This window comes from Pseudomonas urmiensis (assembly GCF_014268815.2).
Lineage (GTDB): Bacteria > Pseudomonadota > Gammaproteobacteria > Pseudomonadales > Pseudomonadaceae > Aquipseudomonas > Aquipseudomonas urmiensis.
On record NZ_JABWRE020000001.1, the window covers coordinates 903,531 to 928,269 of the forward strand.

At 62.4% G+C, this 24,739-nt stretch carries 23 protein-coding genes; all 23 read left to right on the forward strand.

Annotated features, from left to right (window positions below; all coding sequences use genetic code 11):
• Positions 1-74: 74 nt before the first annotated feature.
• The 23 genes from fleQ (at position 75) to flhF (ending at position 24,735) form a co-directional block, all read left to right on the forward strand.
• Positions 75-1,550 (forward strand): transcriptional regulator FleQ, encoded by a 1,476-nt coding sequence (gene fleQ / locus HU737_RS04130; protein ID WP_186555968.1) that lies wholly within the window; start codon positions 75-77, stop codon positions 1,548-1,550.
• A gap of 203 nt (positions 1,551-1,753) precedes the next feature.
• Positions 1,754-2,971, forward strand: coding sequence for a sensor histidine kinase (locus HU737_RS04135; protein ID WP_186555969.1), 1,218 nt, complete (start codon positions 1,754-1,756; stop codon positions 2,969-2,971).
• A complete protein-coding gene (locus tag HU737_RS04140; RefSeq protein WP_186555970.1) occupies positions 2,971-4,347 on the forward strand; it encodes a sigma-54-dependent transcriptional regulator in 1,377 nt (458 codons plus the stop codon). Before HU737_RS04135 ends, HU737_RS04140 begins: the two co-directional genes overlap by 1 nt.
• A gap of 108 nt (positions 4,348-4,455) precedes the next feature.
• Positions 4,456-4,788, forward strand: coding sequence for a flagellar hook-basal body complex protein FliE (gene fliE, locus HU737_RS04145; RefSeq protein ID WP_186555971.1), 333 nt, complete (start codon positions 4,456-4,458; stop codon positions 4,786-4,788).
• 14 nt (positions 4,789-4,802) lie between these two features.
• Complete coding sequence (gene fliF, locus HU737_RS04150; RefSeq protein ID WP_186555972.1) at positions 4,803-6,581, forward strand: flagellar basal-body MS-ring/collar protein FliF; 1,779 nt, start codon at positions 4,803-4,805, stop codon at positions 6,579-6,581.
• Positions 6,574-7,593: a flagellar motor switch protein FliG gene (gene fliG / locus HU737_RS04155; RefSeq protein ID WP_186555973.1), complete on the forward strand. Its 1,020-nt coding sequence runs from the start codon at positions 6,574-6,576 to the stop codon at positions 7,591-7,593. The genes fliF and fliG overlap by 8 nt, the downstream gene beginning before the upstream one ends.
• A 144-nt stretch (positions 7,594-7,737) precedes the next feature.
• Entirely contained in the window at positions 7,738-8,511 is a 774-nt protein-coding gene (gene fliH / locus HU737_RS04160; RefSeq protein ID WP_186555974.1) for a flagellar assembly protein FliH, read from the forward strand.
• Positions 8,501-9,859, forward strand: a complete 1,359-nt coding sequence (fliI, locus tag HU737_RS04165; RefSeq protein WP_186555975.1) for a flagellar protein export ATPase FliI — start codon at positions 8,501-8,503, stop codon at positions 9,857-9,859. Before fliH ends, fliI begins: the two co-directional genes overlap by 11 nt.
• Before the next feature lie 6 nt (positions 9,860-9,865).
• Positions 9,866-10,318 carry a flagellar export protein FliJ gene (gene fliJ, locus HU737_RS04170; RefSeq protein ID WP_186555976.1) on the forward strand — a complete coding sequence of 151 codons (453 nt, stop codon included), beginning with the start codon at positions 9,866-9,868 and terminating at the stop codon, positions 10,316-10,318.
• A 360-nt stretch (positions 10,319-10,678) separates the two neighbouring features.
• On the forward strand, positions 10,679-10,984 hold the full coding sequence (locus HU737_RS04175) for an STAS domain-containing protein (RefSeq protein WP_186555977.1): 306 nt from the start codon (positions 10,679-10,681) through the stop codon (positions 10,982-10,984).
• A gap of 8 nt (positions 10,985-10,992) precedes the next feature.
• Positions 10,993-12,684 (forward strand): ATP-binding SpoIIE family protein phosphatase, encoded by a 1,692-nt coding sequence (locus HU737_RS04180; protein ID WP_186555978.1) that lies wholly within the window; start codon positions 10,993-10,995, stop codon positions 12,682-12,684.
• Between the two features lie 58 nt (positions 12,685-12,742).
• Positions 12,743-13,090, forward strand: coding sequence for an Hpt domain-containing protein (locus tag HU737_RS04185; RefSeq protein WP_186555979.1), 348 nt, complete (start codon positions 12,743-12,745; stop codon positions 13,088-13,090).
• Positions 13,091-13,162: 72 nt separating this feature from the next.
• Positions 13,163-14,464 carry a flagellar hook-length control protein FliK gene (locus HU737_RS04190; RefSeq protein WP_186555980.1) on the forward strand — a complete coding sequence of 434 codons (1,302 nt, stop codon included), beginning with the start codon at positions 13,163-13,165 and terminating at the stop codon, positions 14,462-14,464.
• A 248-nt stretch (positions 14,465-14,712) separates the two neighbouring features.
• Positions 14,713-15,210, forward strand: coding sequence for a flagellar basal body-associated protein FliL (gene fliL / locus HU737_RS04195; protein WP_186555981.1), 498 nt, complete (start codon positions 14,713-14,715; stop codon positions 15,208-15,210).
• Positions 15,211-15,219: 9 nt separating this feature from the next.
• A complete protein-coding gene (fliM, locus tag HU737_RS04200; RefSeq protein WP_186555982.1) occupies positions 15,220-16,188 on the forward strand; it encodes a flagellar motor switch protein FliM in 969 nt (322 codons plus the stop codon).
• A 47-nt stretch (positions 16,189-16,235) separates the two neighbouring features.
• On the forward strand, positions 16,236-16,700 hold the full coding sequence (gene fliN, locus HU737_RS04205) for a flagellar motor switch protein FliN (protein ID WP_186555983.1): 465 nt from the start codon (positions 16,236-16,238) through the stop codon (positions 16,698-16,700).
• A gap of 12 nt (positions 16,701-16,712) precedes the next feature.
• Positions 16,713-17,147, forward strand: a complete 435-nt coding sequence (gene fliO, locus HU737_RS04210; protein ID WP_186555984.1) for a flagellar biosynthetic protein FliO — start codon at positions 16,713-16,715, stop codon at positions 17,145-17,147.
• Positions 17,147-17,914: a flagellar type III secretion system pore protein FliP gene (gene fliP, locus HU737_RS04215; RefSeq protein WP_186555985.1), complete on the forward strand. Its 768-nt coding sequence runs from the start codon at positions 17,147-17,149 to the stop codon at positions 17,912-17,914. Before fliO ends, fliP begins: the two co-directional genes overlap by 1 nt.
• A 21-nt stretch (positions 17,915-17,935) precedes the next feature.
• Entirely contained in the window at positions 17,936-18,205 is a 270-nt protein-coding gene (gene fliQ, locus HU737_RS04220; RefSeq protein WP_186555986.1) for a flagellar biosynthesis protein FliQ, read from the forward strand.
• Positions 18,206-18,212: 7 nt separating this feature from the next.
• Positions 18,213-18,989: a flagellar biosynthetic protein FliR gene (fliR, locus tag HU737_RS04225; RefSeq protein ID WP_186555987.1), complete on the forward strand. Its 777-nt coding sequence runs from the start codon at positions 18,213-18,215 to the stop codon at positions 18,987-18,989.
• A 2-nt stretch (positions 18,990-18,991) separates the two neighbouring features.
• Entirely contained in the window at positions 18,992-20,134 is a 1,143-nt protein-coding gene (gene flhB / locus HU737_RS04230; protein WP_186555988.1) for a flagellar biosynthesis protein FlhB, read from the forward strand.
• Positions 20,135-21,283: 1,149 nt separating this feature from the next.
• Complete coding sequence (gene flhA / locus HU737_RS04235; RefSeq protein WP_186555989.1) at positions 21,284-23,413, forward strand: flagellar biosynthesis protein FlhA; 2,130 nt, start codon at positions 21,284-21,286, stop codon at positions 23,411-23,413.
• Between the two features lie 11 nt (positions 23,414-23,424).
• Positions 23,425-24,735, forward strand: a complete 1,311-nt coding sequence (gene flhF, locus HU737_RS04240; RefSeq protein WP_186555990.1) for a flagellar biosynthesis GTPase FlhF — start codon at positions 23,425-23,427, stop codon at positions 24,733-24,735.
• Positions 24,736-24,739: the final 4 nt, after the last annotated feature.

The window sequence follows — 24,739 nt, forward strand, 5'->3', positions numbered from 1 at the left end:
AACACTGACCATTCAGTCGGAATGATGTCGAGCACGCCCTCGGGCGCCGATATGACTAGGGAAGTTGCTATTGCATGTGGCGTGAAACCAAGATTCTCCTGATCGATGACGACAGCGCCCGCCGCCGCGATCTGGCGGTGGTGTTGAACTTCCTCGGCGAAGAAAACCTCCCGTGCTCCAGCCAGGATTGGCAGCAAGCGGTGGAGTCGTTGACTTCCAGTCGTGAAGTGCTCTGCGTACTCATCGGAACCGTAAATGCGCCAGCCAGTGTGCTGGGGCTCCTTAAGACAGTGGCTGCCTGGGATGAGTTCCTTCCGGTTCTGCTTCTGGGTGAAATTTCTTCTGCGGAGTTCCCGGAAGATCTGCGCCGCCGCGTCTTGTCCAACCTGGAAATGCCGCCCAGCTACAGCCAGCTGCTCGACTCGCTGCACCGTGCCCAGGTCTATCGCGAGATGTACGACCAGGCCCGTGAGCGTGGTCGTCAGCGCGAGCCGAACCTGTTCCGCAGCCTGGTCGGGACCAGCCGCGCCATCCAGCATGTGCGCCAGATGATGCAGCAGGTCGCCGATACCGACGCCAGCGTGCTGATCCTGGGTGAGTCGGGCACCGGCAAGGAAGTGGTGGCGCGCAACCTGCACTATCACTCCAAGCGCCGCGAAGCGCCGTTCGTGCCGGTCAACTGTGGGGCGATCCCGGCCGAGTTGCTCGAAAGCGAGCTGTTCGGTCACGAGAAGGGCGCCTTCACCGGGGCGATCACCAGCCGTGCCGGGCGTTTCGAGCTGGCCAACGGCGGCACCCTGTTCCTCGACGAGATCGGCGACATGCCGCTGCCGATGCAGGTCAAGCTGCTGCGCGTGCTACAGGAGCGTACCTTCGAGCGGGTGGGCAGCAACAAGACCCAAAGCATCGATGTGCGCATCATTGCCGCGACGCACAAGAACCTCGAGACCATGATCGAGGACGGCACCTTCCGCGAAGACCTGTACTACCGCTTGAACGTCTTCCCCATCGAGATGGCCCCGCTGCGCGAGCGCGTCGAGGATATCCCGCTGCTGATGAACGAGCTGATCTCGCGCATGGAGCACGAAAAGCGCGGCTCGATCCGCTTCAACTCGGCATCGATCATGTCGCTGTGCCGGCATGGCTGGCCGGGCAACGTGCGTGAGCTGGCCAACCTGGTCGAGCGCATGGCGATCATGCACCCCTATGGGGTGATCGGGGTGTCGGAGCTGCCGAAGAAGTTCCGCTACGTCGATGACGAAGACGAGCAGTTGGTCGACAGCCTGCGCAGCGACCTTGAAGAGCGGGTGGCGATCAATGGCCACGCGCCAGACTTCTCCACCCACGCCATGCTGCCGCCGGAAGGCCTCGACCTGAAGGACTACCTCGGTAGCCTTGAGCAAGGTTTGATCCAGCAGGCGCTGGACGATGCCAATGGCATCGTTGCTCGGGCCGCCGAGCGCCTGCGTATTCGTCGCACCACGCTGGTCGAGAAGATGCGCAAGTACGGTATGAGCCGTCGTGATGGCGAGGAGCAGGCGGAGGATTGACGCCTGCTTGCTTCGGTCCGGGCAAGGGACGGCCCGCCGAAGCGAATGTCCACACCATTTGCAGGGGCGCAAGGCCCCGTATTCAAGGGGCTCCACGCCCACTTGTGGTTTTCTTCGCAATGCACTCTCGAATCTCCGGCACGGCTATTGCTATATCGCAGGCAACACACCGTTTTTGACGGTCAGTCACGCGAGAGAGCACGATGCCCCAAGTCGCCACGATTTCCCGAGCCCCCGATCCGCAGGGGCGTACCCCGGTCGAGCAGGAAAGTCGACTGGGCCTTGAACAGGCCTTCGCGCTGTTCAGCCAGGTCTCCAGCCAGCTCAGCGAGTCGTACGGCATGCTCGAGGCGCGAGTCAGTGAGCTCAAGGGCGAGCTGGCGGTAGTCAGTGCCCAGCGCATGGCTGAGCTGGACGAGAAGGAGCGCCTGGCCAATCGTTTGCAAAACCTGCTCGACCTGCTGCCCGGCGGGGTGATCGTGATCGATGCCCAGGGCTTTGTGCGCGAAGCCAATCCGGCCGCGTGCGAGCTGCTCGGTGAGCCGCTGATTGGTCAGCTGTGGCGGCAGGTCATCGCCCGCAGCTTTGCCCCGCGCAAGGACGATGGGCATGAGGTGTCGCTGCGTGATGGTCGGCGCTTGTCGATCGCCACCCGTTCGCTGGATGCCGAGCCGGGCCAGTTGGTGCTGCTCAATGATTTGACTGAAACCCGCCGCCTGCAAGATCAGTTGGCCCGCCATGAGCGGCTGTCGTCGCTGGGGCGGATGGTCGCGTCACTGGCCCATCAGATCCGTACGCCGTTGTCGGCGGCCATGCTCTATGCCAGTCACCTGGCCGATGCCGAGCAAGAGCTCCCGCGCGACACGCGCCAGCGCTTTGCCGGCAACTTGAAAGAGCGCCTGCATGAGCTGGAACATCAGGTTCGCGACATGCTGGTATTCGCTCGCGGCGAGCTGCCGGTGTCTGATCGGATCAGCCCAAAGGCCTTGTTCCAGGCGCTGCAGCAAGCGGCGCAGTCACATGTGCAGGGCCATGCGGTGCGCTGGCAGTGCGATATTCACCTGGGAGAGTTGCTGTGCAATCGCGACACCTTGGTGGGGGCCTTGCTCAATCTGATCGAGAACGCGTTGCAGGCCTGCCAGGGCCCGGCGCGGGTCAAGGTTCACCTGTTCCGCCGTGGGCAGTCATTGCACCTGTGCGTGAGTGATGCAGGCACTGGCATTGATGCGCAGCTGTTAGCGCGGCTGGGCGAGCCATTTTTGACTACCAAGGCCACTGGAACTGGTCTGGGCCTGGCGGTAGTGCAGGCGGTGGTGCGGGCCCATCAAGGGACGCTGAAGGTGCACTCGAAAGTGGGTCGTGGCACCTGTGTGCAGGTTGTTCTGCCGCTGATCGGCGAGCTGCCTGCGGGGGGCGTGTGATGGGCATCAAGGTGCTGCTGGTCGAAGATGATCGGGTCTTGCGTCAAGCCCTGGCCGACACCCTGGAGCTGGGTGGGTTTGCCTATCACGCCGCAGGTTCTGCTGAAGAGGCGCTCGAAGCCGTGGCAGGCGAAGCGTTCAGCCTGGTGGTCAGTGACGTCAACATGCCGGGCATGGATGGCCACCAGTTGCTGGCCCAGTTGCGCTGTCATCATCCGCAGTTGCCGGTGCTGTTGATGACCGCTCACGCTGCTGTCGAGCGTGCGGTCGAAGCCATGCGCCAGGGCGCTGCCGATTATCTGGTCAAGCCTTTCGAGCCCAAGGCGCTGCTCAGCCTGGTCGAGCGCCATGCCGGTGGGCGGGTAGGCGGCGTCGACGAAGAAGGGCCGGTAGCCTGCGAGCCTGCCAGTCGCCAGCTGCTGGAGCTGGCCGCGCGGGTTGCGCGCAGCGATTCGACCGTACTGATTTCTGGTGAGTCGGGCACGGGCAAGGAAGTCTTGGCGCGCTACATTCATCAGCAATCGTCGCGCGCGACCCAGGCGTTTGTCGCGATCAACTGCGCGGCGATCCCCGACAACATGCTCGAAGCCACTTTGTTCGGTCATGAGAAGGGCGCATTTACCGGCGCCATCGCCGCCCAGCCGGGCAAGTTCGAACAGGCCGACGGTGGCACTCTGTTGCTCGACGAGATCTCGGAAATGCCGCTGGGCTTGCAGGCCAAGCTGCTGCGCGTGCTGCAGGAGAGAGAAGTGGAGCGGGTGGGTGGGCGCAAGCCGATCGCCCTGGATATTCGCGTGCTGGCCACGACCAACCGCGATCTGGTGGGCGAAGTGGCGGCAGGGCGCTTCCGTGAAGACCTCTACTACCGTTTGTCGGTGTTCCCCTTGGCCTGGAGTCCGCTGCGCCAGCGCAGTGCCGATATCTTACCGTTGGCCGAGCGTCTGCTGGCGCGTCACGTGGCGAAGATGAAGCACGCCCCGGTGCGCCTGTCTGCTGATGCCCGTGCCTGCCTGCAGGGGCACCTGTGGCCGGGCAATGTGCGCGAGCTGGACAACGCGCTGCAGCGAGCGTTGATCCTGCAGCAGGGTGGCGTGATCGAGGCGGCGGATTTCTGTCTGAGTGGCGCCATTGCCTTGTCGGCACCCGTCGCGGTCAGTGGCGAGCCGGCATCCCCTGAAGCCGCAGGCCAAGCCAGTGGCCTGGGCGACGACATGCGCCGTCATGAATACCAGATGATCATCGACACCTTGCGCGCCGAACGTGGTCGACGCAAAGAGGCTGCCGATCGCCTGGGCATCAGCCCGCGCACGTTGCGCTACAAGCTGGCGCAGATGCGTGATGCCGGGCTGGATGTAGAAGCCAGCCTGTTCGGCTGATCGAGGATTTTTAACGCGATTGTGGATTGGGCTGGCACTCTTGTTGCTAGCTCCAGCCTATCCGCTGCATGAGTGTCAAAAAAATGCGGCCGCCGGAGAGAGAAGTTCATGAGCCAAGGTGTTGAATTCAATCGTCTGATGTTGGACATGCGTGCCATGCAGGCCGATGCCATGTCGCTGCCCAAGGTCGCTGCCGCGCCTGAGCTGGCGCCGGGGCAGAGCAGCTTCGCCGATCTGCTCGGCAGTGCCATTGGTGCCGTGCACAATACCCAGCAGGCCTCGTCGCAGATCGCCAATGCCTTCGAAATCGGCAAGAGCGGCGTCGACCTGACCGACGTGATGATCGCTTCGCAAAAAGCCACCGTGTCCTTCCAGGCGCTGACCCAGGTACGCAACAAAGTTGTTCAGTCGTACCAGGACATCATGCAGATGCCGGTTTGAGGACAGATTGAGTCATGGCCGAAGCAGTCGTCGATAACGCCCCCGCCAAAAGTGGCCCGCCAGCGGCAAAGCCGCCGCTGTTTGGCATGGCGTTCCTGGAAAACATCTCGCAGATGCCCATGCTGCGTCAGGTTGGCCTGCTGGTCGGTCTGTCGGCCAGCGTGGCAATCGGCTTTGCCGTGGTGCTCTGGTCGCAACAGCCGGACTACCGGCCGCTGTACGGCAGCCTGGCGGGCATGGATACCAAGCAAGTCATGGAAGTGCTCGGCGCGGCTGACATTCCTTACAACGTGGAACCCAACTCCGGCGCATTGCTGGTCAAGGCCGACGACCTCTCCCGTGCGCGCCTGAAACTGGCTGCCGCTGGCGTGGCGCCGAGCGACGGCAATGTTGGCTTCGAGCTGCTCGACAAAGAGCAGGGCCTGGGCACCAGCCAGTTCATGGAGGCGACCCGCTACCGTCGCAGCCTCGAAGGCGAACTGGCCCGCACCGTCTCCAGCCTGAACAACGTCAAGGCCGCCCGCGTGCACCTGGCGATTCCGAAGAGCTCGGTGTTCGTGCGTGACGAGCGCAAGCCGAGCGCCTCGGTGCTGGTCGAGTTGTATCCGGGCCGTGCCCTGGAATCGGGCCAAGTGATGGCGATCGTCAACCTGGTCGCTACCAGTGTGCCGGAGCTGGACAAGTCGCAGGTCACCGTGGTCGACCAGAAGGGCAACCTGCTCTCCGATCAGTTGCAAGACACTGCCCTGACCATGGCTGGCAAACAGTTCGACTACAGCCGCCGCATGGAAGGCATGCTCACCCAGCGCGTGCACAACATCCTGCAGCCGGTGCTGGGCAACGACCGCTACAAGGCCGAAGTTTCGGCAGACGTCGACTTCAGTGCCACCGAGTCCACCTCCGAGCAGTTCAACCCTGATCAGCCGGCGCTGCGCAGCGAGCAGTCGGTCGATGAGCAGCGCACCAGCAGCCAAGGCCCGCAAGGCGTGCCTGGCGCCTTGAGCAACCAGCCGCCAGCCGGTGCCGCCGCGCCGGAAAACGCGACTGCCGCCGCGCCGCCTGCCGGGGCAGTCCAACCTGGCCAGCCGCTGCTCGATGCCAACGGCGCGCAGATCATGGATCCGGTCACCGGCCAGCCGATGCTCGCACCGTACCCGGCCGACAAGCGCAAGCAGTCGACCAAGAACTTCGAGTTGGATCGCTCGATCAGCCACACCCGTCAGCAGCAAGGGCGTCTGAGCCGCCTGTCGGTGGCCGTGGTAGTCGATGACCAGGCCAAGCTCGATGCCGCCACGGGCGAAATGACTCGTGCGCCGTGGGGTGCCGAAGATCTGGCGCGCTTCACCCGCCTGGTACAGGACGCCGTTGGCTTCGACGCCAGCCGTGGCGACAGCGTGACGGTGATCAACGTGCCGTTCGCCGCCGACCGTGGCACGGAAATCGCTGACATTCCGTTCTACTCGCAGCCGTGGTTCTGGGACATCGTCAAGCAAGTGCTCGGCGTGGTGTTCATACTGGTGCTGGTGTTCGGTGTGCTGCGTCCTGTGCTCAACAACATCACCGGTGGCGGCAAGCAGGCTGCCAGCGACAGCGACATGGAACTGGGCGGGATGATCGGTCTGGATGGCGAACTGGCCAACGACCGCGTCAGCCTCGGTGGCCCGCAAAGCATTCTGTTGCCGAGCCCAAGCGAGGGTTACGAGGCACAGCTGAACGCAATCAAAGGCCTGGTGGCCGAAGACCCGGGTCGCGTGGCCCAGGTCGTGAAAGAGTGGATCAACGCCGATGAGTGATAACCGAGCCGTTACCGCCAAGCTGAGCCGCACCGACAAAGCGGCGATCCTCCTGCTCTCGCTGGGCGAGACCGATGCCGCCCAGGTGCTGCGGCACATGGGCCCCAAGGAAGTGCAGCGAGTCGGTGTGGCCATGGCGCAGATGGGCAACGTCCATCGCGAGCAGGTTCAGCAGGTGATGAGCGAGTTCGTCGAGATCGTCGGCGACCAGACCAGCCTGGGCGTGGGCTCCGACGGCTACATCCGCAAGATGCTCAACCAGGCGCTGGGTGAGGACAAGGCCAACGGCCTGATCGACCGCATCCTGCTGGGTGGTAACACCAGCGGCCTGGACAGCCTGAAGTGGATGGAGCCGCGCGCCGTGGCCGACGTCATCCGCTACGAGCACCCGCAGATCCAGGCGATTGTGGTGGCCTACCTTGACCCTGACCAGGCCGGTGAGGTGCTGGGCAACTTCGACCACAAGGTGCGTCTGGACATCATCTTGCGCGTGTCCTCGCTCAACACCGTGCAGCCGGCGGCGCTCAAGGAGCTGAACCAGATTCTCGAGAAGCAGTTCTCCGGCAACTCCAACGCCGCGCGCACCACCTTGGGTGGTATCAAGCGCGCTGCCGACATCATGAACTTCCTCGACAGCTCGGTCGAAGGTCAGCTGATGGATTCGATCCGCGAGATCGACAACGACCTGTCGGAGCAGATCGAAGACTTGATGTTCGTCTTCAACAACTTGGCCGACGTCGACGACCGCGGCATCCAGGCGCTGCTGCGCGAAGTGTCCTCGGACGTGCTGGTGGTGTCGCTCAAGGGCGCCGACGAGCGGGTCAAGGACAAGATCTTCAAGAACATGTCCAAGCGTGCCTCGGAGCTGCTGCGCGACGATCTGGAAGCCAAGGGTCCGGTGCGGGTCAGCGACGTGGAAACGGCGCAGAAAGAAATCCTCACCATCGCCCGGCGCATGGCCGATGCCGGCGAGATCGTGCTTGGCGGCAAGGGCGCCGAAGAGATGATCTAACGAATTCACCGGGTGGTGGCGTAGGCGCGGGCTTGCCCCGCGATAGCATCAGAACAGGCAGCAAGGTTGTCACTGCTATCGCTATCGCGGGGCAAGCCCGCACCCACGCTGCTCTGGTTGAAATTGGTTTCGGGAACATCAAGCATGTCTACTACTGAACACCCCAGCGACCTGATCCGTGCCCGCGACCTCGAGGGCGTCGATGTGTGGGCGCTGCCTAGCTTCGACCCGGCACCTGAGCCGGAGCCGGAACCTGAGCCAGAAGTGATCGAGGAAGAAGTCGAGGAAGTGCCGCTGGAGGAAGTCCAGCCGCTGACCCTCGAAGAGCTCGAAGCGATCCGCCAGGAGGCCTACAACGAAGGCTTCGCCACTGGCGAGCGCGAGGGCTTTCACAGCACTCAGTTGAAGGTGCGCCAGGAGGCTGAAGTGGCCCTGGCCGCCAAGCTGCAAAGCCTGGAACAGCTGATGGGGCATTTGCTCGAGCCCATCGCCGAGCAGGATACCCAGATCGAGAAATCCCTGGTGCATCTGGTCGCCCATGTGACCCGTCAGGTGATCGGTCGCGAATTGCGCAACGACTCCAGCCATATCACCCACGTGTTGCGCGAGGCACTCAAGCTGCTGCCCATGGGCGCCGACAACATTCGCATCCATCTCAATCCGCAAGACTTCGAGCTGGCCAAGGCCCTGCGCGAACGGCATGAGGAGAGTTGGAAGTTGCTTGAAGACGAGGCGCTGCTGCCAGGTGGTTGCCGCATCGAGACGGCCCACAGCCGCATCGATGCCACTGTGGAAACCCGTATGGAGAAGGCCGTGGCGCAACTGTTCGACCAGTTGCATGACCAGGCCCTGCATCCGGCGGCGGCAGATCTGTCCATCGAACTGAATGCCCCTTCTGGAGCTACTGATGCGCCTTGATCGCACCAGTTTCGGCAAGCGCTTGGGCGGATACGCCGAGGCGATCAAGTTGCCTGAGCAGCCCGTGGTGGAGGGGCGTCTGCTGCGCATGGTCGGCCTGACCCTGGAGGCCGAAGGCTTGCGCGGCGCCGTCGGTAGCCGCTGCATGGTGATCAATGACGACAGTTATCACCCGGTCCAGGTCGAGGCCGAGGTGATGGGCTTTTCCGGCAGTAAGGTGTTCCTCATGCCCGTCGGCAGCATCGCCGGCATCGCCCCGGGCGCGCGCGTGGTGCCACTGGATGACAGCGGCCGCCTGCCGATGGGCATGAGCATGCTCGGGCGGGTGCTCGACGGCGCTGGCCGTGCGCTGGACGGCAAGGGCGGGATGAAGGCCGAAGACTGGGTGCCGATGGACGGCCCGGTGATCAACCCGCTCAACCGCGACCCGATCAGCCAGCCGCTGGATGTCGGTATTCGCAGCATCAACGGTTTGTTGACGGTCGGTCGCGGCCAGCGCCTGGGCCTGTTTGCCGGTACCGGTGTGGGTAAGTCGGTGCTGCTGGGCATGATGACCCGCTTCACCGAAGCCGAAATCATCGTGGTCGGGTTGATCGGCGAGCGGGGTCGTGAGGTCAAGGAGTTCATCGAGCACATCCTTGGCGAAGAGGGCCTCAAGCGTTCGGTGGTGGTGGCTTCGCCTGCCGACGATGCGCCGCTGATGCGCTTGCGCGCGGCCATGTACTGCACGCGGATCGCCGAATACTTCCGCGACAAAGGCAAGAATGTCCTGCTGTTGATGGATTCGCTCACCCGTTTCGCCCAAGCTCAGCGGGAAATTGCCCTGGCCATCGGCGAGCCGCCAGCGACCCGTGGCTATCCGCCGTCAGTGTTCGCCAAGCTGCCCAAGTTGGTGGAGCGCGCCGGTAATGGCGAGGCTGGGGGCGGCTCGATCACCGCCTTCTACACCGTGCTCTCGGAAGGTGACGACCAGCAGGATCCGATCGCCGACTCGGCGCGGGGTGTGCTCGATGGTCACTTCGTGTTGTCGCGGCGCCTGGCTGAAGAAGGGCATTATCCGGCGATCGATATCGAAGCGTCGATCAGCCGGGTCATGCCCCAGGTGGTCGATGCCGATCACTTGCGCCAGGCGCAGAAATTCAAGCAATTGTGGTCGCGCCTGTCACAAAGCCGCGACCTGATCAGCGTGGGTGCCTACGTGGCGGGTGGCGATCCGGAGACGGACCTGGCCATCGCGCTGCAGGCCAAGCTGGTCGGCTTCCTGCGCCAAGGCCTGGACGAAAACGTCAGCATGGCGCAGAGCCGCGAACAGCTGGGTGCGGTATTCGCTGCGCCGGCGGGCGGTTGATAGGCCATGGCCATGCCCAGTCGAGCCGCGCGCCTGGCGCCGGTGGTGGAAATGGCCGAGGAGGCCGAGCGCAAGGCCGTGCAACGGCTTGGCCATTTTCAGCAGCAGGTGGCTCAGGCGCAGGCCAAGTTGGCTGAGCTTGAGCGCTTTCGCGAAGATTACCAGGCGCAGTGGATCAATCGCGGCGGGCAGGGGGTCAACGGCAGCTGGTTGCTCAACTACCAGCGCTTCCTTGCGCAACTTGAAACGGCCATGACCCAGCAGCGCCAGAGCCTGACCTGGCACCAGACCAACCTGAACAACGCGCGCAATGCCTGGCAGCAGGCTTATGCGCGGGTCGAGGGGTTGCGCAAGCTGGTCCAGCGTTACCTGGATGAGGCGCGCCGGGCTGAGGACAAGCGCGAGCAGAAGCTGCTGGATGAGTTGTCCCAGCGCTTGCCTCGGCAGAGCTACATGTAGTGCGCGGCGCCCTTTTCGCGGGCAAGCCCGCTCCCACAGGGTTTTGCGTCTAAGCAGTTGTCTTGTGGTGTCAGTGCCATTTTGTCTGCGGGCGGGCGCGTTAATGCGAGGCCTGCGCTGAACCCTGTGGCAAGCCCGCTCCCCCAGGGGTTTGCGTCTAAGCAGTAGTCTTGTGGTGTCAGTGCCATTTTGTCTGCGGGCGGGCGCGTTAATGCGCGGCCTACGCTGAGCCCTGTGGGAGCGGGCTTGCCCGCGAAAAGGGCGCCGCAGATTGCCTGCGGCGCTGTCCGCTTGCGGCATGGCCGCTGGCCTGCTAAACCTTCTGAAGTCGCATTCGCCATCATCGAAGGAATCGCTAGCATGGCAGTCGAAACTGATTTTTCACGGGACGAGAAAAAGCTGACGATCAAGGTCAAGGGCCGCTTCGATTTCGGCAGGCACCAGGAGTTTCGAAGCGCCTATGAGCGCCAACCTGAACGCCCCGATACTGTCGTAGTCGACCTCAAGGAGGCCACCTACCTGGACAGTTCCGCCCTCGGCATGCTGCTGTTGTTGCGCGATCACGAAGGCGGTGATGACTCATGCATCAGCGTGATCAACACCAGCTCCGACGTGCGCAAGATCCTGGCCATTTCCAATTTCGACAAGCTCTTCGACATCAGCTGACAGCCCCAATGCCAGCCGACCAAGCGCTGCGCGTATTGATCGCCGAAGACGGAGCGGCAGATCGGCTATTGCTTGCGCAAATCGTTCGTCGCCAAGGTCACGAAGTGTTCACCGCCGAAAACGGCGAGCAAGCCGTTGCCCTGTTCGCCGAAAAGCGCCCGCAGCTGGTTCTGCTCGATGCGCTGATGCCGGTGATGGACGGTTTCGAGGCCGCCCGCCAGATCAAGGCGCTGGCCGGTCAGGCGCTGGTGCCGATCATCTTTCTCACCTCGCTCAGCGAAGACGACGACCTGGTGCGTTGCCTTGAAGCGGGCGGCGACGACTTCGTGGCCAAGCCCTACAGTGCGGTAATTCTCGGCGCCAAGATCCACGCCATGAACCGTTTGCGCAGGTTGCAAGCAACGGTGCTGGAGCAGCGCGACCAGATAACCCGTCACCACCATCACCTGCTCAATGAACAGCGGGTGGCCAAGGCTGTGTTCGACAAGGTGGCCCACAGCGGTTGCCTGCGCTCACCGAATATTCGTTACTTGCAGTCGCCGTATGCGCTGTTCAATGGCGATCTGTTGTTGGCAGCCTTTACTCCTAGCGGTGACATGCATGTGCTGCTGGGTGACTTCACCGGTCATGGCCTGCCTGCGGCGGTCGGCGCCATGCCCCTGGCAGAAGTGTTCTACGGCATGACTGCCAAGGGCTATGGCCTGGCCGAAACCCTGCGCGAGATGAACGCCAAGCTCAAGCGTATCCTGCCGGTGGACATGTTCTGCTGTGCGCTGTTGCTGAACCTGAGCTTCCAGCGAGCCTGCGTGGAAGTGTGGAATGGCGGCATGCCCGACGGCTATCGGTTGTCGGCCAGTGGCGAGCTGCTGGCGACCCTGGCCTCCAAGCATTTGCCGCTGGGTATCCTGGCGCCAGAGCGATTCGATGACAGCACCGAGGTAATGCCGCTGGGCGTGGGCGAACGGCTGCTGTTGCTATCGGACGGGGTGCTTGATACCAGTGATGAGCAAGAGCGCTTGTTCGGTGTCGAGCGCTTGCAGGCGGTGATGGCCGAGAACCTTGACCCAGAGCGTTTGTTCGATGATGTGTTGCAGGCGCTGAAGCGTTTTGGCGGGCGTGCTCGCGACGATATCAGTCTGTGCGACATCCGCATGGTTGAACCGGGATTCGAGGCGCCTGCGGCAATGCTCTACTCTGACAGTGGTCGATCCAGCCCGCTGGACTGGTCGCTGGGGCTCACGCTGCGGGGCGATAGCTTGAAGCGCTTCAACCCCGTGCCCTACCTGTTGCAGTTGCTGCAAGAGGTCCATGGGCTGCGGCCAAGCAGCGGGGTGTTGCACAGTGTGCTCAGTGAGCTGTATTCCAACGCCTTGGAGCATGGCGTGCTGGGCTTGGATTCGGGCCTCAAGCGCGATGCCAGCGGCTTTGCCGAATACTATCGGCAGCGCGCAGAGCGCCTGGCGCAGCAGGTCGATGGCGATGTGCGCTTTGATTTAAGGGTTGAACCGCACGGCCAAGGCGGGCGTCTGACCATTGAGGTGCGAGACAGTGGCGCAGGCTTTGATGTCGAACAGGTTTTAGCTCGACCTGCGCATGAGCAAGGCTTCAGTGGTCGTGGAGTGAATCTGGTGCGGCGCTTGAGCCAGCACGCGCAATGGCTGGAAGGCGGGCGCTGCGCGCGGATACAAATCTGTTGGTGAGTGCTGGCCCCGGCAGCCGGCCAATACGTCATACTGGACTTGATCAAGGAGTGAGCAAGTGGTGGACATGCATATCGATCACCAGGTCCTGAGCGACCTGCAAGACGTCATGGAGAGCGGCTATCAACAGCTGCTGGAGACCTTTTTGGAGGATTCAGAACGACGCCTGAGTCAACTGCACGGTGCCAAGAATGCGGCTGAGCTCGGCATGGCTGCCCATAGCTTCAAGGGCAGCAGTAGCAACATGGGCGCTGTTGGCTTGGCGGCCCTGTGCCAGCAGCTTGAAGAGCGAGTCCGCCAGTCGCCGTTGTATGGCATCGAAGATCTGATCAACCGCATCGACCAGGAGTACCGTGAGGTTCAGTGCTTCTACCGCGGTGAATGTGCGCGCGTTTCTAGCAGCTGATCAAGACTTGGCGCGACTTTTGCCTGTTTCTGGCCAGACGATTTTTACGCCATCTGGCGCGGAGACTTTTCAATGCCTGTCGCACCCAATCCTTTGTTGCAAGCCAGCGCTATCGCCAAGCAGTCGCGCGCGGCCGACAAGCCCCAGTCGGCGGTGGCCGAGCAGGGTAAAGGGTTCGATCAGGTCATGGCCAAGCAGGGGCGTGATAACAGCCCTGTGCGTGACGACAAGGTTGCCCAGGCCAAGCCCAAAGACAAACCGGATGCTGCAGCCAGCGGCAAGAAAGACGCTGGCGATAAGGCATCGGTTGCCGATGACGGCAAGAATTTGCCAGCGGCCGATGCAGCCCTTGCAGCAGGCGAAGCCGCTCAGGATGACGCTGCCAGTTCACTGGATGCCAGCCTGGTTGCAGGTCAGGTGACCGATGCGCAGCCCGGTGCCCAATTGATCCAGGCGCAAGCCGAGGCAGTGGCGCCGGTGCTCCAGGCGGTGGCCCAACAACCAGCAGCACCGTTGGCGCCAACTGTGGGCGACGAAGCGGCCAATGAAGCATTCGATCCGGAGGCTGACCCCCTGGCGGGCTTGCCCACCCTGCGCTTGGCCCTCGAGCAGAGCGCCCAGGCCAAAGGCACCACCTCGGCCCATGCCAATGGTGCTGATAGCGCCCAGGCGCAGCCTGACGACGGCCAGCCAGCCGTCAATACCTTGGCGAACCTGATCAGCAAATCGCAAACCGAGGGTGAGCAGTCGGAGCCGGGCGATAAAGCCTTTGGCAGTTTGCTTGAAGATGGCCTGAAGGACATCAAGAGTGCCAGCAGTGACACTCGGGTCGACGACTTTGCCGATCGCCTGGCCAGTCTGACCCAGGCGGCCACGGCGAAAACCGCCAATGCGCTGCCGGTCAACCCGGCGCCATTGCATCAGCCGCTGTCGATGAATCAGAACGCCTGGACCGAGGGCTTGGTTAACCGGGTGATGTACCTTTCCAGTCAGAACCTCAAGTCTGCCGAGATTCAACTGGAGCCGGCTGAGTTGGGGCGTCTGGATATTCGCGTCAATGTAGCGGCGGACCAAGCGACCCAAATCACCTTCATCAGCGGCCATGCTGGCGTGCGTGACAGCCTCGACAGTCAGTTGCATCGCCTGCGCGAGCTGTTTGCCCAGCAGGGCCTGGCCCAGCCTGATGTCAACGTTGCCGATCAGTCGCGCGGTCAGCAACAGCAGGCGCAACAAGATAGCTCGCAGCTATCTGGAGTAGCAGCACGGCGTGCACAAGCGGCCTCCGGCGAGCAAGGCGAGCTGGCAGATGCCGCTGCCCAGCCACTCGAGCAGCAAGTGGTGATCGGCGATAGTGCGGTCGACTACTACGCCTGATCGGGGCTTCGCCCTGGTTTGCGGGCAAGCCCGCTCCTGCAGGGGGCGAGCCGGCCACGCGTTAGAGAGACGACGCTAACTCTGTGGGAGCGTGCTTGCCCGCGGACCAGGGCGCAGCCCTGGCCATGCACCACAGCGGTTTATCATTCACCTGGCCCGGCAATCGCCCCTCCCGGCGATTCTGGCATAACACTTGCTCAAGCCACGTCATCCTCCTTTGAAACCCCGATGGACGACGGATTATTGGCATGGCGAAGAGCGACGCAGTGAAAGACCCCGCCACGAAAGGCAAACTCAAGCTGATCCTGCTGCTGGTAGTAGCCCTGCTACTGGCCGTCGGCCTGTCGGTGGGCGCCACCTGGTTCATCATGCACAAGAGCGAGTCGGCTCCGGCAGCGGACCCAGCCCTGGCCAACATCAAGCCGGCAGCGATCTACGAGCCCCTGGCCCCAGCCTTCGTGGTCAACTTCAATCAGAACGGCCGCCAGCGTTACATGCAGGTGAGCATCACCATGCAGGGCCGTAACCAGGCTGACCTGGACGCGCTCAAAGTGCACATGCCGGTCATTCGCAACAACCTGGTGATGATGTTCTCCGGTCAAGGTTTCGACACCTTGGCCAGTAGCTCGGTCGGCCAGGAAATGCTGCGCCAGAAGGCCACTGCGGTGGTTCAGGAAGTGGCGCAAAAGGAAGTCGGCAAGCCGGTCGTCGACCAGCTGCTGTTCACCAATTTCGTATTGCAGTAGGAGTCCGCAATGGCCGTACAGGACCTGCTGTCCCAGGATGAGATCGATGCCCTGTTGCACGGCGTCGATGATGGGCTGGTACAGACTGAAAGCGCAGCCGAGCCCGGTAGCGTCAAAAGCTATGACCTGACCAGCCAGGACCGGATCGTGCGTGGGCGCATGCCGACCCTGGAGATGATCAACGAGCGCTTTGCCCGTTACACCCGGATCAGCATGTTCAACCTGCTGCGCCGCTCCGCCGATGTCGCGGTCGGTGGCGTGCAGGTGATGAAGTTCGGTGAGTACGTGCACTCGCTGTACGTGCCGACCAGCCTCAACCTGGTCAAGATCAAGCCGCTGCGCGGCACCTCGCTGTTCATCCTCGATGCCAAGCTGGTGTTCAAGCTGGTGGACAACTTCTTTGGTGGCGACGGGCGTCACGCCAAGATCGAAGGGCGTGAGTTCACCCCGACTGAGCTGCGGGTAGTGCGCATGGTCCTGGACCAGTGCTTCGTCGACCTCAAGGAGGCCTGGCAGGCGATCATGCCGGTCAACTTCGAGTACATCAACTCCGAGGTCAACCCGGCCATGGCCAACATCGTTGGCCCAAGCGAGGCGGTGGTGGTGTCGACCTTCCACATCGAACTCGATGGCGGTGGCGGCGACCTGCACGTGACCATGCCGTACTCGATGATCGAGCCGGTGCGCGAAATGCTCGACGCGGGCTTCCAGTCCGACCTGGACGATCAGGACGAGCGCTGGGTCAAGGCCCTGCGCGAGGACGTGCTGGACGTCAGCGTGCCGCTCTCGGCCACTGTGGCGCGGCGTCAGCTAAAGCTGCGCGACATCCTGCACATGCAGCCTGGCGATGTGATTCCCGTGGAGCTGCCTGAGCACCTGGTGCTGCGTGCCAACGGCGTGCCGTCGTTCAAGGCGCGGCTGGGGTCGCACAAGGGCACCCTGTCGCTGCAGATCATCGATCCGATCGAGCGCCGCTGAAGGCGTGCCGCTCGCAACCCCCGAATTGAATGCTTGTCGAGGACATTATGGCTAACGAAAACGAGATCAGCTCCCCCGAGGAGCAGGCTTTGGCAGATGAGTGGGCAGCAGCCCTGGAAGAGACCGGCGATGCCGGCCAGTCCGACATCGATGCGCTGCTGGCGGCGGACGCGGGCAACTCCGGTGCCGGCCGACTGCCAATGGAAGAGTTCGCCAGCTCGCCCAAGCCGAACGAAAATGTCAGCCTCGAAGGCCCCAACCTGGATGTGATCCTGGATATTCCGGTGAGCATCTCGATGGAAGTGGGCAGCACCGAAATCAACATCCGCAACCTGCTGCAGCTCAATCAGGGGTCGGTGATCGAGCTTGACCGCCTGGCCGGCGAGCCGCTCGACGTGCTGGTCAACGGCACGCTGATCGCCCATGGCGAGGTCGTGGTGGTCAACGAGAAGTTCGGCATTCGCCTGACCGACGTGATCAGCCCAAGCGAACGTATCAAGAAGCTGCGCTGAGTGAAGGCGCTGATGCGGGCCGCGACGGCCCTGGCGGCGCTGCTCGCCAGTGAGGTAGCGATCGCTGCGACGATCCCTGCCACGCCTGCCCCTGGAGCCCCAGGTAGCCTCGGTGGGCAACTGGCGCAGATGGTCTTCGGGCTGTTGCTGGTGGTCGGGCTGATCTTCCTGCTCGCCTGGCTGGTGCGCCGTATGCAAGGCGCCGCGCCGCGTAGTGGGCAAGTGATCGAAATCGTCGGTACGCGCGCCATCGGTCCGCGTGATCGGTTGTTGTTGGTACAGGTGGGCAAGGAGCAGATCCTGATCGGGCATAGCCCGGGCAGCATCGAGGCCCTGCATGTGCTGGCCGAACCGGTCGAGGTGCCCGCCGGTGCCCGTCCGGCCACGCCTGAATTCGCCCAGCGGCTGCTCGAGCTGATGGGCAAGGATCAGAAGGACAAGAAGTAATGAGTGGCGCCCTGCGCATCCTGTTGAGCACCTTGTTGCCAGTCGTGCTGTGGTTGGTGGCGCCGCAGGCGCTGGCCGCCGACCCCCTGTCGATCCCGGCTATCACCCTGTCCAGCGGGGCGGATGGGCAGCAGGAATATTCGGTCAGCCTGCAGATCCTGATGATCATGACGGCGCTGAGTTTCATTCCAGCGTTCGTCATCCTGATGACCAGCTTTACCCGCATCATCATCGTCTTCTCCATCCTGCGTCAGGCCCTGGGCCTGCAACAGACGCCATCGAACCAACTGCTGACCGGCATGGCGCTGTTCCTGACCTTCTTCATCATGGCGCCGGTGTTCGACCGGGTGAACCAGACGGCGATCCAGCCCTATCTGAACGAGCAGATGACTGCCCAGCAGGCCATCGACAAGGCACAGGTTCCGCTCAAGGACTTCATGCTCGCGCAGACCCGGCAAAGCGATCTGGACATGTTCATGCGCTTGTCCAAGCGCACCGATATCGCCAGCCCGGACCAGGCGCCGCTGACCATCCTGGTGCCGGCGTTCGTGACCTCCGAGCTCAAGACCGCGTTCCAGATCGGCTTCATGATCTTCATCCCGTTTTTGATCATCGACATGGTGGTCGCCAGCGTGCTGATGGCGATGGGTATGATGATGCTGTCGCCGCTGATCATTTCCTTGCCGTTCAAGATCATGCTGTTCGTGCTGGTCGATGGCTGGGCGCTGATCATGGGCACCCTGGCTGGCAGTTTCGGCGGCGTCTGACGCCGTCAAGGAGAGCCTTGCATGACACCTGAAGTTGCTGTCGACCTGTTCCGCGATGCCCTCTGGCTGACCACCCTGATGGTGGCCGTGCTGGTGGTGCCAAGCCTGCTGGTCGGCCTGGTGGTGGCGATGTTCCAGGCTGCCACCCAGATCAACGAACAGACCCTGAGCTTCCTGCCGCGCTTGCTGGTGATGCTGGTGACCTTGATTGTCGCCGGGCCATGGCTTACCCAGAAGTTCATGGAGTACTTCATTGGTCTGTACACCAGCATTCCGCAGCTGATCGGGTGAGGCGGCCATGCTGGAGCTGACCGACGCGCAGATTGGGACTTGGGTTGCGACCTTCATGTTGCCGCTGTTCCGCGTCACCGCGGTGCTGATGACCATGCCGATCTTCGGCACCAAGATGCTCCCGGCGCGCATTCGCCTGTATGCGGCCCTGGCCATCACTGTCGTGATCGTGCCGGGTCTGCCGCCATTGCCCGAGTTCGAACCGCTGAGCCTGCGAGGCTTTTTGCTGTGTGGCGAGCAGGTGATCATCGGGGCGGTGTTTGGATTCTCATTGCAGATGCTGTTTCAGGCGTTCGTGGTGGCGGGGCAGATCATCGCGGTGCAAATGGGGATGGCGTTTGCCTCGATGGTCGATCCGGCCAATGGCGTCAACGTCGCGGTGGTCAGCCAATTCATGACCATGCTGGTCAGTATTCTGTTTTTGCTGATGAACGGCCATCTGGTGGTGTTCGAGGTCTTGACTGAGAGCTTCACGACCTTGCCGGTCGGGAGTGGGCTGTTGGTCAATCACTTCTGGGAGCTGGCTGGGCGCTTGGGCTGGGTGCTGGGGGCCGGATTGTTGCTGGTGCTTCCCATGATCGCTGCGCTGTTGGTGATCAACGTTGCCTTCGGCGTGATGACCCGTGCAGCGCCGCAGTTGAACATCTTCTCGATCGGTTTCCCGCTGACATTGGTGTTGGGCATGGCCATCTTCTGGGTGGGTCTGGCCGACATTCTTTCCCACTACCAGGCATTGGCCAGCGAAGCGCTGCAGTGGCTGCGTGAACTGGCACGGGCGCGCTAAGCATGGCCGAGAGCGAGAGTGGTCAGGACAAGACGGAAGAGCCCACCGACAAGCGCAAGACGCAGGCGCGCGAGAAAGGTGAGGTGGCCCGCTCCAAGGAGCTGAACACCGTCGCCGTCACCCTTGGCGGGGCAGGCGCGCTGTTGGCCTTTGGGGGTTATCTGGGCGAGACCCTGATGGAGCTGATGCGGCTGAACTTCAGCTTGCCGCGTGAGGTGTTGATGGCTGAAGGGTCCATGGCCGCCTATTTGCTCAACTCGGGCAAGATGGCCATCTGGGCTGTGCAGCCGATCCTGGTCCTGTTGTTCGTGGTCGCTTTCATTGCACCGATTGCTCTGGGTGGGTTCCTGTTCTCAGGCAGCTTGCTGCAGCCCAAATTCAGTCGCATGAATCCCTTGGCGGGGATCAAGCGCATGTTCTCCTTGAATGCCTTGACCGAGCTGCTCAAGGCATTGGCGAAGTTTTTCATGATCTTGGTGGTGGCGCTGGTGGTGCTTTCCAACGACCGCCAGGCGTTGCTGGCGATTGCCAATGAGCCGCTTGAGCAGGCGATTATTCACAGTGTCCAGGTGGTCGGATGGAGTGCCATGTGGATGGCAGCGGGGCTGTTGCTGATTGCCGCGCTGGATGTGCCGTTCCAGCTGTGGCAAACGCACAAGAAGTTGAAGATGACCAAGCAGGAAGTGCGCGACGAGTACAAGGACAGTGAAGGCAAGCCTGAGGTCAAGCAGCGGATCCGTCAGTTGCAGCGGGAGGTTTCGCAGCGGCGCATGATGGCTGCGGTGCCTGAGGCTGACGTGATCATTACCAACCCGACGCACTATGCGGTGGCCCTGAAGTATGACCCCGATAAGGGCTCGGCGGCGCCGCTGCTGCTGGCCAAGGGCACCGACTTCATTGCGTTGAAGATGCGTGAGATTGCTGCTGAGCATAAGGTGCAGATTTTGGAGTCGCCGGAGTTGGCGCGGGCGATCTATTACTCTACCGAGCTTGAGCAGGAGATTCCGGCTGGGTTGTATTTGGCGGTGGCGCAGGTGTTGGCTTATGTGTTCCAGATTCGGCAGTACCGGGCTGGCAAGGGGAAGGCGCCGGATCCGTTGAAGAAGGATTTGCCGATTCCGCCGGATTTGCGGCGTGATTCTTGATATGTAGGTTTGTAGGTTTGTGAGCAGATCCATTTGCGATGGAGACGCTGATTCACCTTTCCGCCCTTACGGCGGGTCACTTTTGGTCGTGGCCAAAAGTAACCAAAAGCCGTGCGCTCCACCATCAGTCCCGCCCGTGGCGGGATCCCCTCGCTTTGGTGCCTTCCGGGCCCGCGCGGCCTACGATTTGCTGCGCAAATCTACATCTCGCGCCTTCGGCTACGCCGAAGGGTGCTATCGCACCTGCCCCTCCAGACACCTACGCTCGGCCTCCTGAAGTCGCGAAGTTAGTGGCGGCGCCTGGGGTGGCGTTATCTGGCGATAGTGGCAGGTGTGGTGGATAGTTGGACGCCATCGCGGGGCAAGCCCGCTCCCACGGATTCACCGCCAGCCGGAAGTGAGGCGCGGTATCTGTGGCAGGTGTGGTGGATGCTCTGGCCTCTTCGCGGGCAAGCCCGCTCCCACAGGGTTCGTGGGGTTTGCAGTATCTGCGTAGTGCCAGTGCTGGCTCAACGCTGAACTGAAATCTGCGCGGTACCTGTGGGAGCGGGCTTGTCGGGGCGCCGAACCGCCGCGAAGAGGCCAAAACAAACAACACAAAATAGAAAAATTAAAATTTGGCTTTGGCTTTGGCTTTGGCTTTGGCTTTGGCTTTGGCTTTGGCTTTGGCGAGAGCGCAGCGATTCGCCTGCTCTTGATCTTCATGCGCGCAATTCCAGGCGCCGCAGATTCGCGACTTCAGGAGGCTGAGCAGAGGTGCCTGGAGGGCCAGGTGCGATAGCACCCTTCGGCGTAGCCGAAGGCGCGAGATGTAGATTTGCGCAGCAAATCGTAGGCCGCGCGGGCCCGGAAGGCGCCGGCGCGAAGGGACCCGAAGCGCAGCGTAGGGCCGTATGTAGGAGCGAGCGGTTTTGCTTACTTTTCCCAAGAGAAAAGTAAGCCGCCGTAAGGGCGGAAGGGGCCAGTGGCATCGCCACATCAAACGGATAAGCTCAAATAACCCAAACCCAAACCCAAACCCAAACCCAAACCCAAACCCAAACCCAAACCCCCACAATCTCCCACCTAACGAAAAAGTTGGACAGCTTCTTGCAAAGGCAGCGCCAGGCGCCCTTAACGCGTCAAAGTTTTGCTTGAAGAGGACTCGCGGTGGATCGCACTCAGTTAATCAGCAACGCCCGCAACAACCTGGCCGGACTCGGCCGGGGCAACCTGGGCGTGCCGCTGTTATTGCTGGTGATGTTGGCAATGATGATGTTGCCGATAGCGCCGTTCCTGCTCGACGTGTTCTTCACCTTCAACATCGCCCTGTCGATCGTGGTCCTGCTGGTCTGCGTGTACGCCTTGCGCCCACTGGACTTCGCCGCCTTCCCAACCATCTTGCTGGTGGCCACGCTGTTGCGCCTGGCGCTGAACGTCGCCTCGACCCGGGTGGTGCTGTTGCATGGCCACGAAGGCCACGGCTCGGCAGGTAAGGTCATCCAGGCCTTCGGCGAAGTGGTGATCGGCGGTAACTACGTGGTCGGTGCGGTGGTGTTCGCCATCCTCATGATCATCAACTTCGTGGTCGTGACCAAGGGCGCCGGGCGGATTTCCGAGGTGAGCGCGCGCTTCACCCTCGACGCCATGCCTGGCAAGCAGATGGCCATCGACGCCGACCTCAACGCCGGCCTGATCGACCAGGCACAGGCCAAGTCGCGCCGTGCCGAAGTAGCCCAAGAGGCCGAGTTCTACGGCTCGATGGACGGTGCCAGCAAGTTCGTCCGCGGCGACGCAATCGCCGGTCTGTTGATCCTGTTCATCAACCTGATCGGCGGCATCCTGATCGGCATGTTCTCGCACAACATGGGCTTTAGCGAAGCAGGCAAGATCTACGCGCTGCTGACCATCGGTGACGGTTTGGTGGCGCAATTGCCATCGCTGCTGCTGTCGACCGCTGCCGCAATCATGGTCACGCGTGCCTCGGGTTCCGAGGACATGGGCAAGCTGATCAATCGACAAATGTTCGACTCGCCCAAGGCATTGGCGGTCTCGGCCGGCATCATGCTGGTAATGGGCGTGGTGCCGGGCATGCCGCATGTCGCCTTCATCAGCCTTGGCCTGATGTGTGCCGGTGGCGCCTACCTGGTGTGGCGCAAGCAGCAGGCGGCCAAGGTCAAGGCGCAGGAGGAAGTGCAGCGTCAGCAAGACCTGCTGCCGTCGCCGCAGCGTGCCATGGAAACCAAGGAGCTGGGCTGGGACGACGTCACCCCGATCGACATGATCGGCCTGGAAGTCGGTTACCGGCTGATCCCGCTGGTCGATCGTAACCAGGGCGGGCAGTTGCTGGCGCGGATCAAGGGCGTGCGCAAGAAGCTCTCGCAGGATCTGGGCTTCCTCATGCCTACCGTGCACATCCGTGACAACCTCGACCTGCAACCCAGTGCCTATCGCCTGACCCTGATGGGGGTGATCCTGGCCGAGGCGGAGATCTATCCGGATCGCGAGCTTGCGATCAACCCTGGCCAGGTCTTCGGCACCCTCAATGGTATCGCTGCGCGCGACCCGGCGTTCGGCCTGGAAGCGGTGTGGATCGATGTCGCCCAGCGCGCCCAGGCGCAGTCGCTGGGCTACACCGTGGTCGACGCCAGTACCGTGGTCGCCACCCACTTGAACCAGATTTTGCAGAAGCACTGCCACGAGCTGATCGGCCACGAAGAGGTCCAGCAGTTGCTGCAGGTGCTGTCCAAGGCTTCGCCCAAGCTTGCCGAGGAGCTGGTGCCGGGCGTCATTTCCTTGTCGGGGCTGCTCAAGGTCCTGCAAGCACTGCTTTCCGAGCAAGTGCCGGTGCGTGACATCCGCAGTATCGCCGAGGCAATCGCCAACAACGCCGGCAAGAGTCAAGATACCGCCGCGCTGGTTGCCGCAGTGCGCGTCGGATTGTGTCGCGCCATCGTGCAAAGCATTGTCGGCGTTGAGTCCGAGCTGCCTGTGATCACCTTGGAGCCAAGGTTGGAACAGATTTTGCTCAATAGTCTGCAAAGGGCCGGGCAAGGTCAGGAAGATGGTGTTCTTCTTGAACCGAGCATGGCCGAGAAGCTTCAGCGTTCGTTGATCGAAGCGGCCCAGCGTCAGGAGATGCAAGGCCAGCCAGCTATCCTGCTGGTGGCCGGCCCGATCCGCGCCATGCTGTCGCGCTTCGGTCGCCTGGCTGTACCGAATTTGCATGTTTTGGCGTATCAGGAAATACCTGACAACAAGCAAGTCACCATCGTTGCCACCGTGGGCCCCAACGGCTGAGGTAGTGGGTTATGCAAGTTAAGCGTTTTTTCGCCGCCGATATGCGTCAGGCCATGAAGCTGGTCCGTGATGAGCTGGGCGCCGATGCCGCCATCATCGGCAACCGGCGCATTGCCGGCGGTGTCGAGCTGACGGCCGCGCTGGACTACAAACTGTCCGCGCTGGCCCCGCGCGTGCCCAATGCCGAGCTTGAAGATGAGCTGCGCAAGACCCAGTCGCGCATCGCCACCGCCCAGGCCGAGCTGAGCAGCCGCAACGATACCGATGAAGGCAACCGCCAGTTGTTCGCGGGACTGTCGCTGACCGCATCCGAGCCGTTGATCGAGCCGCACGTCGATGTGCCGCCGGCTGCCGCCGCACCCGCGCCGGCGCCAGTCGATCCGCGCCTGTTCGATGCCATGCGCTCGGAGCTTTCCGGTCTGCGCGAGCTGCTCGAAGTGCAGCTCGGCTCGCTGGCCTGGAGCCAGTTGCAAGGCAGCAAGCCAATGCAGGCCAACCTCTGGCGGCGTCTGCAACGCGTCGGATTGTCTGGCGCACTGGCCCGCGAGCTGCTCGACCTGGTGGCCGAGATCGACGAACCGCGCCAGGCTTGGCGGATGATCCTGGCGCACCTGGCGCGGATGATCGATGTGCCCGAGATCGAACCGATCGAGGAGGGCGGGGTGATCGCCATGGTCGGCCCGGCCGGCATGGGCAAGACCACCACGCTGGCCAAGCTGGCCGCACGTTACGTGCTCAAGTACGGCGCCAGCAACTTGGCTCTGGTGAGCATGGACAGCTTCCGCATCGGCGCCCAGGAGCAGCTCAAGACCCTTGGGCGGATCCTCAACGTGTCGGTGACCTACGTCGATCCTGGCGAGTCGCTGGCCCAGGCGCTGGAGCCGCTACTGCGCAAGCGCGTGGTGCTGATCGATACCGCTGGCCTGCAAGCCAGCGACCCGGCACTGCGCATGCAGCTTGAAACACTTGCAGGGCGCGGGATTGCCGCCAAGAATTACCTGGTGCTGGCCACAACCAGCCAGAAACAGGTGCTCACCGCTGCCTACCACAGCTACAAGCGCTGTGGCCTGGCCGGTTGCATCCTGACCAAACTCGATGAAACGGCCTGCCTCGGCGAAGTATTGAGCCTGGCCATCAGTCATGAACTGCCGGTTGCCTATCTCACCGATGGCCCGCGCATTCCTGACGACCTGCACCTGCCGCGCAAGCACCAGTTGGTTAGTCGCGCAGTCAGTGTGCAAATGCAGGAAGACCCCAGCGAAGAGGCCATGGCCGATATGTTCGCTGATCTCTACCACAACTCTGGCAAACGCGCGGGTTGAGGGA